Source organism: Psychrobacillus sp. FSL H8-0487 (genome assembly GCF_038008385.1).
Classification (GTDB): domain Bacteria; phylum Bacillota; class Bacilli; order Bacillales_A; family Planococcaceae; genus Psychrobacillus; species Psychrobacillus psychrotolerans.
Genome location: NZ_JBBOZA010000002.1, coordinates 83,229 through 98,742 on the forward strand (window position 1 = coordinate 83,229; position 15,514 = coordinate 98,742).

Below are 15,514 nucleotides of genomic sequence, written 5' to 3' on the forward strand. Positions count from 1 at the left end.
TTTTCCCCGCAATCTATAGTTTCACATTTTATAAAATTGATTACCTATACACATTTCTTCATCACTACTTATATTTAAATTCCGCACAGTGCATATGAAGGTCTATCTTTTTATCAGCCGCCTTATGATCTTCTCCTACTAGATAATAAGCAAATAGAATAACATCCTTATGTATTTCCTTTTGTGAATAAGGAAGTTCTTCTTTTGCTTTTAGTAGGACCTCTTTTATAAATTCTTTTGTTAGTATCATTACTTTCTTATCTCCTTTAATAAAAAAAAGAATGCACACATTGTATGCACTCTTCCGATAATTTTTCGATTAAATTATTTGGTTAGACCCTTATATTTTCAATCCATTCATTGGAGTAAGCAAAAATACCATCTACAACAAATACGTTCTCATGTTGAGATACAAATGCCTCCATAACACTATCATTCAGAAGATCTTCTTCTGTAAAACTACCTAATTTCTTTATAATATTTAGAAATTCAGTTTTACTTTCAACTTCTTCAAGAAAAAGCCATTCAAAGAGTTCTTCAGCAGTATTAAACAAATGAAAGTTAAATTCAAAGACACTTACACCATACTCTTGCTCTATTTTTGATAATATTACTTCCCCTGGTATATTTACGCATTGCTCTAATTTTTCTTTAAGATTCATAATATATTCCACCTTTATATTTTTTAAATTAACGTTTAAAGAATTACAGGATTAGACCACTTTCACATTGTTTACAGATGTGGTTTTGAGAGTTTTTTATATCTACATATTTCTCACAAACATTACAAAAATCATAATGGTCGCCTACATCATCCCAAATAGCGTTATGAACCATGTAACCCATATCTCCCATACGAGCTAAAACATCTTCTTTTTTATACTTTGTGATTTCTTTTTCATAGAGAACACCCGAAATCGATTCCTTTAGTGTAGCCCCTAAACCTGAACCATTATCCCACCGAACATGAACAGTTCCCGTATCATCTACACGACGCACAGTACCTTTTAAACCTCGTTTTAAAGGCTGAAATGGATCTTCCATATCTTTGGTTAGGATAACTCGACTATTTGGTTTATAGAGTTCTTTACGTGCCTTGATTAACAGTTGAATTGTTTTAGGCTCTATTATATTTTGAGATATTTCCATTAAAAATCATCCTTTTCAATTGTTTTTAAAATAAAAAAAGAGAACGTATAATACGCTCTCTAAATTTATTAAACTGCTTTTTGGCTGTTATAACGGACCATTTGATGGATAATAATATCTCCATCTTTCAGTCCTATTTCCAAGTTAATCACTTCTTCAAATGCAGATAGAGCAAGTTGATAAACAAAACCTCGCTCCTCGCAACATTCAATAAATACACCACGTTCTTTTAGTGCATTTAATGTACTTTCTTTCGCTGCATTCAAGTGACCTTGTAATTTACGCCATAAGTAATTTGGATTTTGGCTTTCTTCTTTTTTCATTTAGTGGATCTCCTTATAATTTAATTTTTTGGATTGTTAGTTTGTTAGTGATTTTCCCCATTTTTCTTTCCTTCTATCATTTAATTGTTGTCGAATATTGTCGAATGTAAAACGTTTCAGACAATCTTCTCGTCCACCTTCAACGGCTGACAAAATTAATAGAGAAGCATAAGATGTTGGGTTTGTTAAATCTCCATTAGACTTTTCTTTTAAGAATTTTTGATAAGAAGTCATTACATATACCCCTTTTCATTTAGTGATATATATTGACGATCACCGATAATAATATGATCTAATAGTTCTATCCCCATTAATATACCGACTTCCTGTAGTCTTTTGGTCACATCAATATCTTCACTCGACGGGATGGGATTATATCAATAGTAAAGTGGGAGAAATATTATGAAAGCAATCTCTTGGCTTTGACTACATGTCTTCAGAGTTAGCATAACTAAATTATAAAATTACCTTTTTTATGAAAGAATTAGTCAAAAAAGATAAGAAAAACTGTTTAACTTTATGGGGGCACTTCAAATGAGTGGTCGCCTTTTTATTTCGTTTACCCCTGTAAATTTAGTTTTCGGTGGGGATCATGTCGTTTTGCCTTTATTAGAACAGGAACTTGTACCAACTGGATGGATAAACGAAGTCTGGTCGTTCGCTGTAAAGATACTTCGCACTAGGAATTGTTGATTAACTAATTAATTTAGGTATTAACGATAGAAAACTACATTTCTGTATTTTTAACTTAAAATGATTTGTAAATCAAAAGAACTGGAGGTATAATTCGATTATACATATTCAAACATTTGAATATGTATAATCGAATTTGTCAAAGGAGGAAAATTGATTGTGGACAGATATACAACAATTTAAAGCTGATTTTTTTAAAGCCTTGGCACATCCACTAAGAATACGGATTCTTGAATTACTGTCAGAAGGAGAAAAGAGCGTTACAGAAATTCAAAGCACTCTTAATAGTGAAGGTTCCGCAGTTTCCCAACAACTAAGTGTATTACGCTCTAAAAATATTGTAGTTGGTATCAAAAATGGTAAACGAGTTGTTTATTCACTTCGCGACCCATCCATTATAAAACTTTTAATAGTTACACGAGAAATCTTCAATAATCATTTAATTGATACCCTTTCTATGTTAGAAGAATTAGATGAAGAAGATACACTTTCTAAATCATAGAATCGGAGTAATCAATGGAAATTTAAATAGATATAACTCCCTAAACAATCAATAATATACAATCAATTTACTATTTTAATCATTCATAGAAAAAGAAGGGGTATAATGAAAAGCTTTTTTACAGGAAGATTTGATGACTATTCAATACGGCATTTCCAAAAAGATCTTCTTTCAGGCGTTATTGTAGGGGTAATTGCTATACCATTAGCTATGGCATTTGCTATTGCATCAGGTGTGAAACCAGAATACGGGATTTACACAGCATGTATTGCTGGTATCTTAATTTCTTTATTTGGTGGATCGAAATATCAAATTGGAGGACCTACTGGTGCTTTCGTACCTATTCTTTTTGGGATTGTCATAGCTTATGGATATACAGATTTATTACTTGCTGGTTTTTTAGCCGGTATTATCTTGTGTTTAATGGCGATTTTTAAAATAGGTTCTTTGATTAAATTCATCCCTCGTCCTGTCACAATTGGTTTTACTTCAGGGATTGCCATTATTATTTTCACAGGGCAAATTGAAAATTTCTTTGGACTGACAGGGCTTGAAAAACATGAGAAGTTCATTGACAACATGAAGGAAATTATCTTTCATATTGATACAATGAATTTTTATAGTATAGGAATTGCCATATTGTGTCTTTTCGTCATTTTACTCACACCGAAATTATTGCCGAAAGTTCCTGGATCACTAATTGGTTTAATCGTAACAACAATAATAGCAACAGTATTCTTTTCAGGCAATATTTCAACTATAGGCTCCACCTTTGGAGAAATTCCAAGCCAACTCCCTCATTTTCGCTTTCCCGATATAACATGGGAAAGAATACAGCGTTTAATAGTACCTGCATTTGTAATTGCTATATTGGGAGGAATTGAATCTCTCTTATCCGCTGTAGTAGCAGATGGGATGACGAATAGTAAACACAATAGTAATCGTGAATTAATGGGCCAAGGAATTGCAAATATCATTACTCCTTTATTTGGAGGAATTCCAGCTACAGGTGCAATTGCACGAACAGCGACAAATATTAAATCTGGTGCTACTTCTCCTATGTCAGGGATTATTCATGGGATTTTTGTTTTATTAACCCTCTTAATATTAGCACCCTATGCTTCACTTATTCCGTTAGCTAGTATGGCGCCTGTTTTAATGATAGTGGCTTGGAATATGAGTGAAAGAAAACAGTTTCTTCATGTGTTGAAAATGAAAAGTGGCGATTCTCTTATTTTATTGGTTACATTTCTTTTAACTGTCTTCACCAGTATTACGATAGCAGTTATGGTTGGTCTCATCTTAGCTGTCGTTTTATTCGCAAAACGCATGAGTAATATGTTGGTTGTTTCCAAAGTGTTACCAGACCACACTCATAAGAATGAAATTGTTCAATCCCATGTAGTTAACGAAGCTCATAACTGCCCACAAATTAGCATTTATACAATTGAAGGGCCACTTTTTTTTGGTGCTGCACAAGTGTTTGAACAACGCATAATGGATACAATTCATTATGAACCTACTGTCTTGATTTTACGTATGGGGAAAGTACCGTTCATCGATTCGACAGGTGAAGCGAATTTGAAGAATATTGTCAATTATTATAAAAAACAAGGTGGAATTCTTGTGCTTTCAGGTATAGTTGATGATTTGAAAAAGTCATTGAAAAAGTCTGGTCTTTATGATGAAATTGGTGAAAAGTATATATTTAGTCGTACAGGCGAAGCCATTGACTATTCCATCTCAGAAATTAACCATAATAAATGTTTAGGATGTAAGCATTTCGCTTTTCATGAATGCAATCAACTTTCACATACAGGAAATCTCGATAAAAAGGAGTCTAAATTACTAGAAATATAAAAAATAAAAGATAACTAAAAAGGATGGATATAAAATGGGACTAAACAACGCACTCAAATTACATTTTAATATAACACCTAGTCAACTAATAAAAATCGCTATCAAGCGTAAAGAGGTTCAACTTTCTTCTGGTGGCGCGATAGTAGCGAAAACAGGTAAATATACAGGCCGTTCACCTAAAGATAAATTTATTGTTAAAGAACTTGCCTCTGAACTTGCAATTGATTGGAAAACAAATCAACAAATGACGTCAGCAAATTTTGATCTTCTTTTAAAGGATGTTTCTAATTATCTAGAAGAAAAAGAACTATTTGTATTTGATGGGTTCGCTGGAGCCGATCAAGCATATCGTCTACCTATTCGAATCATTAACGAGTATGCTTGGCATAATTTATTTGCTCATCAATTATTTATTCGTCCAACAAAAGAAGAGTTAGCTGTACACAAAGAAGATTTCACTGTAATCTGCGTTCCTAATTTTGAAGCTACACCTTCCATTCATGGAACAAATTCCGAAACTTTTATTGTGATTAATTTCGATAAAAAAATCGTATTGATTGGAGGAACACAGTACGCAGGAGAGATTAAAAAATCGATTTTTACTATAATGAATTATCTTTTACCAATTAATGATGTTCTTTCTATGCATTGTTCTGCAAATAAAGGATTAAATGAAGATGTTGCTTTATTTTTTGGTTTATCAGGTACGGGAAAGACCACTCTCTCAGCAGATGCTAATCGTATGTTAATTGGTGATGATGAACATGGTTGGTCAGACAAAGGTGTATTTAATATTGAAGGTGGTTGTTACGCAAAATGCATCAACTTATCAGAGGAAAAAGAACCAGAAATATTTCGCGCGATTACTTATGGATCTGTTTTAGAAAATGTCATAATCGATCCTCATACACATTTGGCAGATTATAATGATTGTAGTTTAACAGAAAACACACGAGCAGCTTATCCGATCCATAACATTCCGCATGCTCTTAATCCGAGTACGGCAGGACATCCAAATGTTATTTTCTTTTTAACAGCAGATGCGTTCGGTGTTTTACCACCCATTTCTAAATTATCAAAAGAACATGCCATGTATTATTTTCTTTCAGGTTATACCAGTAAATTAGCTGGAACTGAAAGGGGCATAACAGAACCAGAAGCAACATTTTCAACCTGTTTTGGTGCACCATTCTTGCCATTATCACCTAGAGTTTATGCTGAAATGCTTCGAGAGAAAATTCGGAAACATGACGTGGATGTTTATTTAATTAATACAGGTTGGTCAGGAGGCCCTTATGGAATAGGCGAACGTATTTCCCTTTCCCATACTCGAGCGATGGTTACAGCAGCTATTGAAGGTCAATTAGCACATACAGAATTTGAAATGGAACGGAGTTTTGGTCTTAACATACCTAAAAGTTGTCCTAATGTACCATCTGAAATTCTTAACCCCCGCAATACATGGAAAGATAAAGAGGCTTATGATATCCAAGCAACAAAATTAACAAATCTATTTCGGGAAAATTTCGAGAAGTTTTTATAAAAATCATAAAATAAAGGGTAAGTGGAGAAAAACGAGTCGTTTTTCTCCACTTACTTTTGTATATTTTGATTTTTCCCCAAGGGAATGTTATCTATCCAGTAACATTAGCTGTAGTCTAACCATAGAAGATCTTCGGGAATGCCTTGCTCCATATTTAACAGAGTGCTTTTCTTGTTTTAATTTGCAATGTACTATTTTATCTTATTCAACAAGACCTCTAAAACAACTTGCCATGTAATTTTTGAACTTGATCCCTTAATTGTTTGTTTTCTTCTTCTAGTGCCTTTATTCGGATTTTTAATGTCTTAATTAAACTATCTTCTGAACGAAGGTTTTTACTCTGTTTACGGGGAACTAATTCACTTATTTGCATCCCTCTTAATGTCTCTATTCTAGTTCTAATGTCTTTTTGTTTGTACAGCCATGACTTTGAAACACTTGCTTTTTGTGCAACGGAATTAAAATTAATCTTCTCTTTTTTCAGTGCCATCTCTGAAATTGTCTTTTCAACCCTAATTCTTGTCTTCTCCGACTTTTCTTTGGATAGTTGAATTATGGCAGTTGTGTTACTCTTTCTAGTCATCTTAATTCGTCTCCTTTAACGAATGAATAATTTGCTCTAATCTATTTTTAACACGTTCGTTAGTTTCAACCTGACGCTGCCATTGGTTCTGTTTAGCCCTATTTAATATTTCTTTAGTTCGGTCTAAGTGCTCTTCATGTTCATTTAGAAATTGTTTACTTGTACAGAAGTTCGTACAATCTAAACAAGCATTTGCGTGAGGACACGGTCCCGCAATTACTGGTAAACGACAATAGCCATTAGGAAGTGCTTGTGCATTGATATTTTTTTTAAACCATTGAAGATCTGTATTGTCAGCTTCAGTATTTTCTTCGGTTAAATCCAGAATGCTACCGCTATTCGTCACCAAAGTTTCCTTAAACTTTATGAACTCTTTCTTTAGAGTTTCATCAAAAATATGGGCATATCTTGCAGTCATTTCTGGTGATTCATGCCCTAAGAATTTTTGAACAATATGCTGTGGCACTCCGTTGTTTATCATTCTAGTGCCAACTGTATGCCGAAAGGCATGAGCATGAAATCGGAAAATCTCTCCTTTATTATCCGTTATCTTTTCTTCATAAGCTAATTTATTTAATTTAACTCTAAAGGTATCTTGCTTCAATGGAGAACCATCTTTCCGTGGAAATACATATACACATCCATCGTCAAGTTCATAAGCCACTCTTTGCTCTTGAACCAATATCAATGCAGCAATTTCTTTAGAAATAGGAATGGTATGTTCTTTCTTCATTTTCCACTGATAATACTTTAAAAAGCAATCCCCTTCTTTATCTGTTATGACACTCCCTTTTTTCAATGTACAAAGTTCACCGATACGCATTCCGCATTCTTGAAGTACCATAACCATTGCAGCCATATAAGGTTCCAATTTATCCAATTTAACATTTAATTGTTCAAGGACATGTTCATCTATATAACGTGGTTGTGCCTTCGGCACTTTAGGATAATCTTCTCGAAAGATAAGGATTTGGGAAGGCGAATCCTTCCAATCAAACCTTTGAAGTGTAGAGAAAAAAACTTCTAAAGTAGATATTCGTCCAGTCGCAGTACTAGGTTTTAAACCTTTTAAATTAATTTCATTTAAATATTGCTCAACTTCATTCCTAGTTAATTGATGAATCCTTCGTATGCCTTCACAATTTGTATTTATAAAATTAAAAAACTCTCTTAATTTTGACGCCATATCAACTACATGGGAAAAGCTACGTGTATTTAACATTAACTTACAATATCGCTTGACGATTTCTTTAAAATAATCATTTTCAAAACCCTTGAAATTGATTGTATATTCGTAGGACGTTGGATTTATCTTATCTTCCGGCAATGAAAGTTTTCTTAGATCCCAAACATCTTTATCCCATTCTTCACCATCAAAATAGAAATCCTCATAGAACTCCATAAACTGTTTTAAATTAGTAACGTAGTAGGAGTTCGCTTGCACAGAAATTTTATTTTGATTTATATCAAGCTTGTAATTTTTAGTCGTAGATTTTATTCCTTGTTCTACTAAGTAAGTTCGGTATTCCGTCAAAGCTTTTACTATAGGTACTTCAGTTATAGAGGTAATATCGGGATATTTTAAATTTAAAAACCCCAACATTCGACTTATCACTGTTCCTTTTCTAATCCAAACAGTTTTTGCACTCCAAGTTCCATTATTTAAGAGAACATAATAAAAGTATTTTAATTCTGTTTTTAACCAGATGTTTTCTACTTTATCAAAATTTACCCAACGATTTCTTAACGAAGGATTCTTACTTAACTCTATCGCACTAGGATGTGGGCAAATTCTTATATCCCATCTATCTGCTGCCCAAAACCCTTGTAAGACACTAGTCATATCCGCTATTTTTTTATTAATCTCTGTGTTAGTGACGAGCTTTCGATTTGTTGCAACGCTTGGAAATTTCATTTTTTATGTTTCTCTCCCTTGGAGATACGCTTTATATTCATTTTTCATATCTTGATCAGAAAGATGAACGTATGTATCAAGTGTTGTTTGTACATGTGCATGACCTAACCTTTTTTGTACGTAAGCAGCATCCCATCCACTTCTAATGAGTTCTGTGGCATGCGTATGACGCAACATATGGGCAGTGAAGGTAATCCCTGTCCGTTTCACCAATCGCCTTATAAGATCTAATACACTTTGATATTTTAGAGGTTTCCCAAAATAAGATTCTTTGAGATTTATAAATATATAATCATGCTCCAAATCTTCCCCATATTCATGAACTAAATAATCGGTGTATAAAGCCATTAATTCCTTGCTAACATCGATTGTTCGTTCTTTTCTAAGCTTAATATAAGCCCCATTTTCGTTGTGATCTCTTGGCATGATATTAATCTGATTATCCCAAGTAGAAATATCTTCGATACGAAGGGATAATACCTCTCCTACCCGAAGTCCTCCTTCATACATAAGCATAATAAGTAACTTATCCCTTTTTGTATGACACGCATCGATTATTGCTTTAACTTGTTCGTGTTCTAATACTTGTACAAGTTTCTTTTTGACCCTAAGCTTTAAAATATTTTTTTGATAAGATTTACCTTTAGAAATATGGTGAAGAAACCCCTTGAAATTTCTTCCCCTCGCTTCTTTAGTCATATCTATAGCTTTAAAATCTCCTGTACGATTTAAATACTCTAAGAAACTAGTTACAGCATTAAGTATGGCATTAACAGATGTTTCTTCTCTTTTAGCCTTCTTTGGTTGTAAATCTATTACCTTTACCTCCCCCGTTGGATTTCTTAACCATCCCACAAAGTTTGACATTTCCTCGAATTTCAAATCTTCTAATCTAATTCCTCTTTGGCTCATAAATTCATAAAACAGCTTGAGATGATAACAATATGTTTTAATCGTATTTGGCGCTTTCCCCGTATTATCCAAGTACTTTATATATCTCTTAACCGGTTCTACCACTTCAAAATTTTTGTCTAATAGTATGTATAATGGATATGATTTTTCCTCAACAACTACTTTTTGAACTTTCATTTCTCCACCACCTTTAAATACCTTAACTCCTATAAATAATACCTATATTTATTCATTAGTTAAAGTATTGAATTAAAAAAATCCTAAACTTTAAGTACTTAGAGTACTCTAGTTTAGGATACTATGTTTATTATTTGACCGGATGGATGATTATGAAAAACCATGAAACTAGCTGCTGAACATAACGCTGCTTCTTTCATAACCTCTCTAGGATGGACCACACAAGAACTCAATGAACCTATGAATAGAGTTTTCTTTTTAATTACTTCATTTTTGGTATTTAAATATATCGCAACGAAATGCTCTTGTTGTAAATGACCTAATTCATCCATCATATACATGGCTGCATCCTTTGGAGAACGAATAGTACTACGTTCTGCAGGTTTCAATTCTTTAACACGCTCAACGAATTGAATAGCAAAATAAAGACGTTTGGCAGAACTAGGTGAGAATCCGTAAGTTTGAATATCCTCAAGAGATAAATTGTATACCTCTTTCAAAGAAACGTTACGTAAAAACTCATCTACTGCTTTAGGTGTCTTACTTGCTCCTGTCATTTCAGTAATTACTGTATGCAAGTCCTTGTTATATAAAAGAGTTGATTCAGATACAAATAGCGATTGTTGTTTGATTGTTGTCATAATAATGACTCCTTCACTTTTTAGTTTTTGGATTGTTTAGGCTACTATTTTCGAAATATGAGCATTCATTCGTTTTTTATCTTTAAAAAATCGAAGATGATATGTTTGTGCCAACGGAACTGCTCCTTGTGAATCAATATGCTTGATCACATCAGTATGCGTAGCAACAAAATACAAAGTTTCTTCCCCTTTTATTGCAGTACCAACCAGCATTGTATCTGTTCGGAATAAGCAATTCATACGAGCATGGGGTAAGAATTCTCCCTCTTTGTACATAGCTCCTAAAATTTCAGGAATATATACAGGTGAAAATAATAATGGTGTAACTTTCTTTTTTTCTTTTTTAAATAAAAGATTCATAGTGAATACCCTCTTTACTTTAGTTTTTTTGATAGTTCTCGGCTTTGACAGAACGGAAGCTCTTACTACTTGCTTTCCTTTGGCCATATTGACTTAGTAATTCATCAGACCATTTCAGCTTTTTCAGACTTGTTGAAGAGAGGGACAAATACTCAAATGGATTTAGTCCATCAATCACCATCATGCCTGATATTGCTTTCAATTTATCTGATTCAAATTCCCAAGAATATGATGGAAAGAAATCATATACTTTTCCGTTAGCTTCTACAGGTCCATTCAGTTGAACATACGCCTTTAGCTTATCTTTCATGAGCTTTAACGCTTGTTCATACCGATCTACTTGTTGAGCTAATGCAATTGCATCTTCCTGTACTAATTCTTCGATTTTTTTGGTTGCTAAGTTATTCACTTGCGAACACTCCTTCACTGTTTTTGATATTTGGATAATTCATGACACAGGTAAAAGCAAACGGACAATGAGCACAGCCTTTGTTTGGTTTTGGCGGGAACGTTTTTTCTAAATTTTCATCTTGAAGGTAATACTGCTTCAAAGCGGAATTTATCTGTTCTGCTAATTCCAAAGCCCAATTACGTGCTTGTTTCATATGCTTTTCTGTAAAAGTCATTGTTTTGGCGTTGTCCTTAAAAAAGCGTAAAAAAAACAATGTTCCTGTAACACTGGAAACATTGTAGATTTCGCTAATTGCCCATGCGTATAGTGGTAATTGCATTGTGTCCAAAGGATCGTACATAACACGATTGGATTTCCAATCAGTGAAACTATACGTACTGAAAACTTCCTGGTATACGTCGATGAATCCCTGAATTATAGGACTCCCTTCACGAGTATCAAGCGGTAACTTGAAGTGAAGTTCAACATTAACATTCGGACGGTTAGCTTCTCCTTTCGTCACGTTTGCTCGCGAAAAGAGTTTTTGATACTCAACTAAATCAAAGGGGTAAAAATCTACTTCCTTCCATCCTTCGAGTAGTGCATGTTTGTCCTCAGAACCAGTCATTTTCATTTCTATTGCCTTATGAACTGCTTTACCTAACATAAGTGGCAACGTATCTTCTTGTTCAATTTTTACGACATATTTAAGAAACCATGCAAATGCACAGCTTTCAAATAAATTTAGTCTTGAAAATGAAAAAGTATTGGTTTGCAATAAATTTTCTATTTCTAGACCTATCTTTTCATCCATTTAGAACACCTCACATAACTCCCCAAATAAAAGGGAGTTTAAATTCCCTTTCATCGGGTTATTACGTGTGTATCTGATTACTTATTTACATTTTTAGAGTATCGCTCGTTAGAACGGCAGTTCATCGTCACTCACTTCAGGGTATCCACCATTATTAGAGAATGGATCATGATTTTGGGCTGAAGAATAAGAACTTTGGTTTGTAGAAGGTGTATGATTCTGAGAAGTACCACCTTGTCCACCATTTTCCCATTTCTTCACTCGCAAGAACTCTGGAAAACCATCTACGACAAATTCTGTTACATATGAGCGTTTCCCGTCTTTTTCATAGGAACGAACTTGTACTCTTGACGTAACTCGAATTAAATCGCCTTTTGAAAGTTGATTTGCCATATTCTCCGCTGGTTTACCCCATATCACAAAATTTAAAAAATCTGTTTCTCGTTCATTACTAGCATTCGGAATATCTCTTTGAACTGCTAGTGAAAAATTAGCTACTGATTTTCCTGTCGGTGTAACTTTCATCTCTACCTCTTTTGATAAACGTCCGATAAAATTACATTGATTTAACATATTAAACAATCTCCTTCTCTACTTTTAGATTTATATTTTTCATTTCTGATTTATTCAAGTAGTAAATGAACAATACGTGTTTCATTACATTGTCCATATCAAAATCATACGTCTGCAAGGATATTTTCCATGCTGCACGTGCGATATCTACTCCCTCTAATGCCCATTCAGAACGTTCGGAATCCATTTTTGTATATTCCTCCATCAACTTAATAAACAAGTTATATATACCTGTTTTTTTAGCTGACTCATAAACATACTCCAACAGTTCGGCCTGACGTTCTTTAGCGTTTTCAATATGCGAAACGACCATAAGTAAAGCGAAATGTTTTACCATTTCGTTATACTCATAGTTCTGCCAATCCCGAAGTACCTCGTCCTTCTTTTTCATAAAATCTTCACGATTTTGACGTTTATAGTCATTCCATCCGATTTTACGAAGTTGAATAGGATTAAGATATTCGACGTAATGGCGTTTCTTTTTTGATTGACCGAAATATTTGGATTTCACTTCAGTAAAGCTCTTTCCAGTAAGTCGGCTTTCAAATTCTAATACGCCACCCGAAGTCTTACATAACCAGCATTTAAACACGTTATATTCTTGATTTAACGACAGTTTAAATTTACCGTTTATAGAATCTCCTAGACAGAAGGGACATTTTGCATATACTTCTTTTTTGTTGAGGGAACGAGGGTTTATTTCTAAACCCTGCTCTTGTGCCACATCAACAATGGAAGGCAAACACATTTCACATTCTCCTTTCATTAAGCGACAGCTTGTACAGTTTCAACAAATAGGAATCCGTTACGATCTTCTGTGTCTGCTACAAATTTATTACCTTGCTCGATTTCATCAAATAGCTCGATTTTATCTTGCTGCACAAATAGTAGGACATTGTTTCCATCCTTTTTAGCAGTGACTTTAAGAAATTTTTCTTTCTTAGTGCCTGAAACTCCTACTTCTGCATGGATGAATTCATAGTGATTGTTCGGTAATTCATTTGTTGGTTCTGTACTAACTGGAATCTGTTGTTCTTCTTGTATTACTTCTTCTTTTTTCTCTTGTACTATTTCTACAGGAGTTTCTTCAGAAGGGATAACATTTGTAGGTTGTTCTGTTTCTGCAGGTGTTTCTACTTTAGGTAGTACTTCTGCAATTGGTTCAGATTTGTCTACGGAAGAATCATCAGATGGCTGTTTTACTTGTTTCTTTTTAGCTTCAGCCTTTATTTTCGCTTGTTTTTTAGCTTCTTCTTTCTTACGAGCTACTTCTAGTTCATCAGTTAAAGAAGGTGTACTTTCTGTATTTTTAACATCATCATTTGGTTGCTCCGAATTGAAATCCGAAGTTTCTACTACTTCCTCTTCACCAGTAAATACCACTCCTAAAGGGAAGGTACGACGTAATGCAATAGAATGAGCTACCTTTTCAATCATGGCTGAAGGCATACTGTTCCAAACAGGATTCTTGGAAGATAAAGATGAATGGTATTCTTGAAAATCTGCAAATACTAATGTATTTCCACGAGTTTTCGTTTTTACCACGCACCATGCACCCAGGATTTTTCCACGTTTCGGTCCGAAACTATGAACTGGAACACCCTCAACAGGATCAAAACGGAATTCATCTCCTTCTTTTACCACTGACGATAAAATATTGATGAAATCATCTTGTCGCATTCCGTATTTTAGGTAAGCATCCCGAGAGATTAAGTAGTTAACACGAGGTCCGTATTTTGTTTCGCGTTTTTGAAACGTAATATCGCCAAGCAAAGGATTTAAACCATATTCTTCACAAACTGAAAAGAAGGCTTTGGCTTCCATCTCATTTGCATTCGCAGGGACTAGTTTCGTGTTCCAAATAAGTGATTGTTGTTCTTTTGTTAATTCGATTTGTTTTGTCATGATATTCATGACCTCCTTAGAATTTTTTTGGATTAGTTTTATATATAAAAAAAGCCCGTAGCACGAGTGTATAAATACACTGAGATACAGACTTTTTGAATAACGATACGTATAAAGGTTGGGGATAAAAATAAAAAAACTCCTAGAATTAGTGTCTGAAAGACAAAAATAAGTAGGAGTTTGGATTATTTCATTAGGTTAATTTTTTATCACATTTGTGTTTCTGCTCATACCAAAAAAAGGTAGGGAAACTAATGGAAACAGACGTAATGTCCTTTTGTTTTCTGCTCACCTTAACGGTGGGAAAATAAGGACTTTCAAAGATTAAATAACTATCATTAGTATAAGCTTTTATCTTATACCATGCAAGTAATTTTTATGCCACATCTACTGAAAACATAAAGAAACGCCCCTGTTTCCGCAGGAGCGTCCCCAATCCAAAAAATATTTTAAAGAAGTCACTTTGTTCATTTTATTTCTTCTGTTAAAGAAATCCTAAAACGAAAAAAGTTATTTACACTTATTATATTAGCAAGATAATAGGTAATTTACAAGGGTTTTAGGGCTTAAATCTGAATTATCCGAACGCTCGTTTAAAACAAATTTTACTTGATAAGTAATTTTAAAAATATAAGGCTATGTTAAAGGTAAAGGTTGATTTAAAAGCACATAAAAAATGAGCTGAGCTATTGGGATCGTTAACAATGTTTTTAATATTTTTTTGCATAATAAACCATATTTAAAAAGACAGTAGAAATATATAATGCCATGAATAGTGATAATACTTGAAAGGCAGCAAGGTTAAGCGACGATGTAGGGTTGAAAATAATCATTAAAATAACGGCAAAACCAATACCCCAAAAATAACTAATATATACTGCACGTTCACGGATTTTTTGAGCCCGCTCATCTTTTGCAGAAAAGTGGGGTGCTAAATAAGCTAAACAGAACGCCATAATCGTTAAAGCAACTGCCATTAATCCTTCTGGAAACTTACCTGAAAAAATATAAACACCATTAATTAGAAGTGCATTTATTAGCATAATGAAACCTAAAATTAAAAAAATTGCTCTATTGTGTTTCATTGATGGTCCTCCTCATAAATAAAAATATCTTCAATATGACAATTAAATAAACGAGCTAACTTAAATGCTAATGTGATTGAAGGATTAT

At 33.7% G+C, this 15,514-nt stretch carries 20 protein-coding genes and 1 pseudogene; 4 read left to right on the forward strand and 17 right to left on the reverse strand.

The genetic code is table 11. From position 1 onward, the window contains the following. Positions 1-64: 64 nt before the first annotated feature. The 6 genes and pseudogenes from MHI47_RS19990 to MHI47_RS20015 form a co-directional block, all read right to left on the reverse strand. Positions 65-250, reverse strand: coding sequence for a hypothetical protein (locus MHI47_RS19990; RefSeq protein WP_340832249.1), 186 nt, complete (start codon positions 248-250; stop codon positions 65-67). An 82-nt stretch (positions 251-332) separates the two neighbouring features. Beyond that, positions 333-662 (reverse strand): hypothetical protein, encoded by a 330-nt coding sequence (locus MHI47_RS19995; RefSeq protein ID WP_340832250.1) that lies wholly within the window; start codon positions 660-662, stop codon positions 333-335. A gap of 43 nt (positions 663-705) precedes the next feature. Then, a complete protein-coding gene (locus tag MHI47_RS20000) occupies positions 706-1,149 on the reverse strand; it encodes a DUF4314 domain-containing protein (protein WP_340832251.1) in 444 nt (147 codons plus the stop codon). Between the two features lie 68 nt (positions 1,150-1,217). Beyond that, positions 1,218-1,472, reverse strand: a complete 255-nt coding sequence (locus MHI47_RS20005) for a hypothetical protein (RefSeq protein ID WP_340832253.1) — start codon at positions 1,470-1,472, stop codon at positions 1,218-1,220. A gap of 36 nt (positions 1,473-1,508) precedes the next feature. Then, on the reverse strand, positions 1,509-1,706 hold the full coding sequence (locus MHI47_RS20010) for a hypothetical protein (RefSeq protein WP_340832254.1): 198 nt from the start codon (positions 1,704-1,706) through the stop codon (positions 1,509-1,511). Beyond that, positions 1,706-1,846: pseudogene (locus MHI47_RS20015) on the reverse strand (JAB domain-containing protein); the annotation flags it as partial. The gene MHI47_RS20010 and the pseudogene MHI47_RS20015, both read right to left, overlap by 1 nt. 160 nt (positions 1,847-2,006) lie before the next feature. Here MHI47_RS20015 and MHI47_RS20020 point away from each other — a divergent pair. From MHI47_RS20020 to pckA, 4 genes are all read left to right on the forward strand, one after another. Beyond that, on the forward strand, positions 2,007-2,165 hold the full coding sequence (locus MHI47_RS20020; RefSeq protein WP_340764609.1) for a hypothetical protein: 159 nt from the start codon (positions 2,007-2,009) through the stop codon (positions 2,163-2,165). A gap of 157 nt (positions 2,166-2,322) precedes the next feature. Further along, positions 2,323-2,667 (forward strand): ArsR/SmtB family transcription factor, encoded by a 345-nt coding sequence (locus tag MHI47_RS20025; RefSeq protein WP_340758911.1) that lies wholly within the window; start codon positions 2,323-2,325, stop codon positions 2,665-2,667. A 105-nt stretch (positions 2,668-2,772) separates the two neighbouring features. Next, a complete protein-coding gene (locus MHI47_RS20030) occupies positions 2,773-4,527 on the forward strand; it encodes a SulP family inorganic anion transporter (protein ID WP_340758912.1) in 1,755 nt (584 codons plus the stop codon). A gap of 34 nt (positions 4,528-4,561) precedes the next feature. Then, positions 4,562-6,070, forward strand: coding sequence for a phosphoenolpyruvate carboxykinase (ATP) (gene pckA, locus MHI47_RS20035; protein WP_340758913.1), 1,509 nt, complete (start codon positions 4,562-4,564; stop codon positions 6,068-6,070). A gap of 217 nt (positions 6,071-6,287) precedes the next feature. Here pckA and MHI47_RS20040 read toward each other — a convergent pair whose 3' ends face one another. The 11 genes from MHI47_RS20040 to MHI47_RS20090 all read right to left on the reverse strand — a co-directional run bounded on the left by MHI47_RS20040 (position 6,288) and on the right by MHI47_RS20090 (position 15,426). Then, on the reverse strand, positions 6,288-6,653 hold the full coding sequence (locus MHI47_RS20040; protein ID WP_340758914.1) for a DUF6262 family protein: 366 nt from the start codon (positions 6,651-6,653) through the stop codon (positions 6,288-6,290). 1 nt (position 6,654) lies between these two features. After that, on the reverse strand, positions 6,655-8,568 hold the full coding sequence (locus MHI47_RS20045; RefSeq protein ID WP_340758915.1) for a tyrosine-type recombinase/integrase: 1,914 nt from the start codon (positions 8,566-8,568) through the stop codon (positions 6,655-6,657). Positions 8,569-8,571: 3 nt separating this feature from the next. After that, positions 8,572-9,657 (reverse strand): tyrosine-type recombinase/integrase, encoded by a 1,086-nt coding sequence (locus MHI47_RS20050; protein WP_340758916.1) that lies wholly within the window; start codon positions 9,655-9,657, stop codon positions 8,572-8,574. A 113-nt stretch (positions 9,658-9,770) separates the two neighbouring features. Continuing rightward, positions 9,771-10,298, reverse strand: a complete 528-nt coding sequence (locus MHI47_RS20055) for a JAB domain-containing protein (RefSeq protein ID WP_340832256.1) — start codon at positions 10,296-10,298, stop codon at positions 9,771-9,773. Positions 10,299-10,334: 36 nt separating this feature from the next. Next, the gene (locus tag MHI47_RS20060; RefSeq protein ID WP_340832257.1) at positions 10,335-10,658 is read right to left on the reverse strand and encodes a hypothetical protein; all 324 of its coding nucleotides are present in this window, start codon (positions 10,656-10,658) and stop codon (positions 10,335-10,337) included. A gap of 19 nt (positions 10,659-10,677) precedes the next feature. Further along, on the reverse strand, positions 10,678-11,067 hold the full coding sequence (locus MHI47_RS20065; RefSeq protein WP_340832258.1) for a hypothetical protein: 390 nt from the start codon (positions 11,065-11,067) through the stop codon (positions 10,678-10,680). Then, positions 11,060-11,863 carry a PD-(D/E)XK nuclease family protein gene (locus MHI47_RS20070; RefSeq protein WP_340832260.1) on the reverse strand — a complete coding sequence of 268 codons (804 nt, stop codon included), beginning with the start codon at positions 11,861-11,863 and terminating at the stop codon, positions 11,060-11,062. Before MHI47_RS20070 ends, MHI47_RS20065 begins: the two co-directional genes overlap by 8 nt. A 108-nt stretch (positions 11,864-11,971) precedes the next feature. After that, the gene (gene ssb / locus MHI47_RS20075; protein ID WP_340832261.1) at positions 11,972-12,436 is read right to left on the reverse strand and encodes a single-stranded DNA-binding protein; all 465 of its coding nucleotides are present in this window, start codon (positions 12,434-12,436) and stop codon (positions 11,972-11,974) included. 1 nt (position 12,437) lies between these two features. Beyond that, positions 12,438-13,184 carry a hypothetical protein gene (locus MHI47_RS20080; protein WP_340832262.1) on the reverse strand — a complete coding sequence of 249 codons (747 nt, stop codon included), beginning with the start codon at positions 13,182-13,184 and terminating at the stop codon, positions 12,438-12,440. 17 nt (positions 13,185-13,201) lie between these two features. Further along, a complete protein-coding gene (locus tag MHI47_RS20085) occupies positions 13,202-14,341 on the reverse strand; it encodes a recombinase RecT (protein WP_340832263.1) in 1,140 nt (379 codons plus the stop codon). A gap of 710 nt (positions 14,342-15,051) precedes the next feature. Next, a complete protein-coding gene (locus MHI47_RS20090) occupies positions 15,052-15,426 on the reverse strand; it encodes a hypothetical protein (protein WP_340830726.1) in 375 nt (124 codons plus the stop codon). Positions 15,427-15,514 lie beyond the last annotated feature (88 nt).

Excerpts from the sequence above, each read along its gene's own strand:
- MHI47_RS19990 (WP_340832249.1), bottom strand. The coding sequence starts at position 250 with ATGATACTAACAAAAGAATTTATAAAAGAGGTCCTACTAAAAGCAAAA.
- MHI47_RS19995 (WP_340832250.1), bottom strand. The coding sequence starts at position 662 with ATGAATCTTAAAGAAAAATTAGAGCAATGCGTAAATATACCAGGGGAA.
- MHI47_RS20000 (WP_340832251.1), bottom strand. The coding sequence starts at position 1,149 with ATGGAAATATCTCAAAATATAATAGAGCCTAAAACAATTCAACTGTTA.
- MHI47_RS20005 (WP_340832253.1), bottom strand. The coding sequence starts at position 1,472 with ATGAAAAAAGAAGAAAGCCAAAATCCAAATTACTTATGGCGTAAATTA.
- MHI47_RS20010 (WP_340832254.1), bottom strand. The coding sequence starts at position 1,706 with ATGACTTCTTATCAAAAATTCTTAAAAGAAAAGTCTAATGGAGATTTA.
- MHI47_RS20020 (WP_340764609.1), top strand. The coding sequence starts at position 2,007 with ATGAGTGGTCGCCTTTTTATTTCGTTTACCCCTGTAAATTTAGTTTTC.
- MHI47_RS20030 (WP_340758912.1), top strand. The coding sequence starts at position 2,773 with ATGAAAAGCTTTTTTACAGGAAGATTTGATGACTATTCAATACGGCAT.
- pckA (WP_340758913.1), top strand. The coding sequence starts at position 4,562 with ATGGGACTAAACAACGCACTCAAATTACATTTTAATATAACACCTAGT.
- MHI47_RS20040 (WP_340758914.1), bottom strand. The coding sequence starts at position 6,653 with ATGACTAGAAAGAGTAACACAACTGCCATAATTCAACTATCCAAAGAA.
- MHI47_RS20045 (WP_340758915.1), bottom strand. The coding sequence starts at position 8,568 with ATGAAATTTCCAAGCGTTGCAACAAATCGAAAGCTCGTCACTAACACA.
- MHI47_RS20050 (WP_340758916.1), bottom strand. The coding sequence starts at position 9,657 with ATGAAAGTTCAAAAAGTAGTTGTTGAGGAAAAATCATATCCATTATAC.
- MHI47_RS20055 (WP_340832256.1), bottom strand. The coding sequence starts at position 10,298 with ATGACAACAATCAAACAACAATCGCTATTTGTATCTGAATCAACTCTT.
- MHI47_RS20060 (WP_340832257.1), bottom strand. The coding sequence starts at position 10,658 with ATGAATCTTTTATTTAAAAAAGAAAAAAAGAAAGTTACACCATTATTA.
- MHI47_RS20070 (WP_340832260.1), bottom strand. The coding sequence starts at position 11,863 with ATGGATGAAAAGATAGGTCTAGAAATAGAAAATTTATTGCAAACCAAT.
- ssb (WP_340832261.1), bottom strand. The coding sequence starts at position 12,436 with ATGTTAAATCAATGTAATTTTATCGGACGTTTATCAAAAGAGGTAGAG.
- MHI47_RS20080 (WP_340832262.1), bottom strand. The coding sequence starts at position 13,184 with ATGTGTTTGCCTTCCATTGTTGATGTGGCACAAGAGCAGGGTTTAGAA.
- MHI47_RS20085 (WP_340832263.1), bottom strand. The coding sequence starts at position 14,341 with ATGACAAAACAAATCGAATTAACAAAAGAACAACAATCACTTATTTGG.
- MHI47_RS20090 (WP_340830726.1), bottom strand. The coding sequence starts at position 15,426 with ATGAAACACAATAGAGCAATTTTTTTAATTTTAGGTTTCATTATGCTA.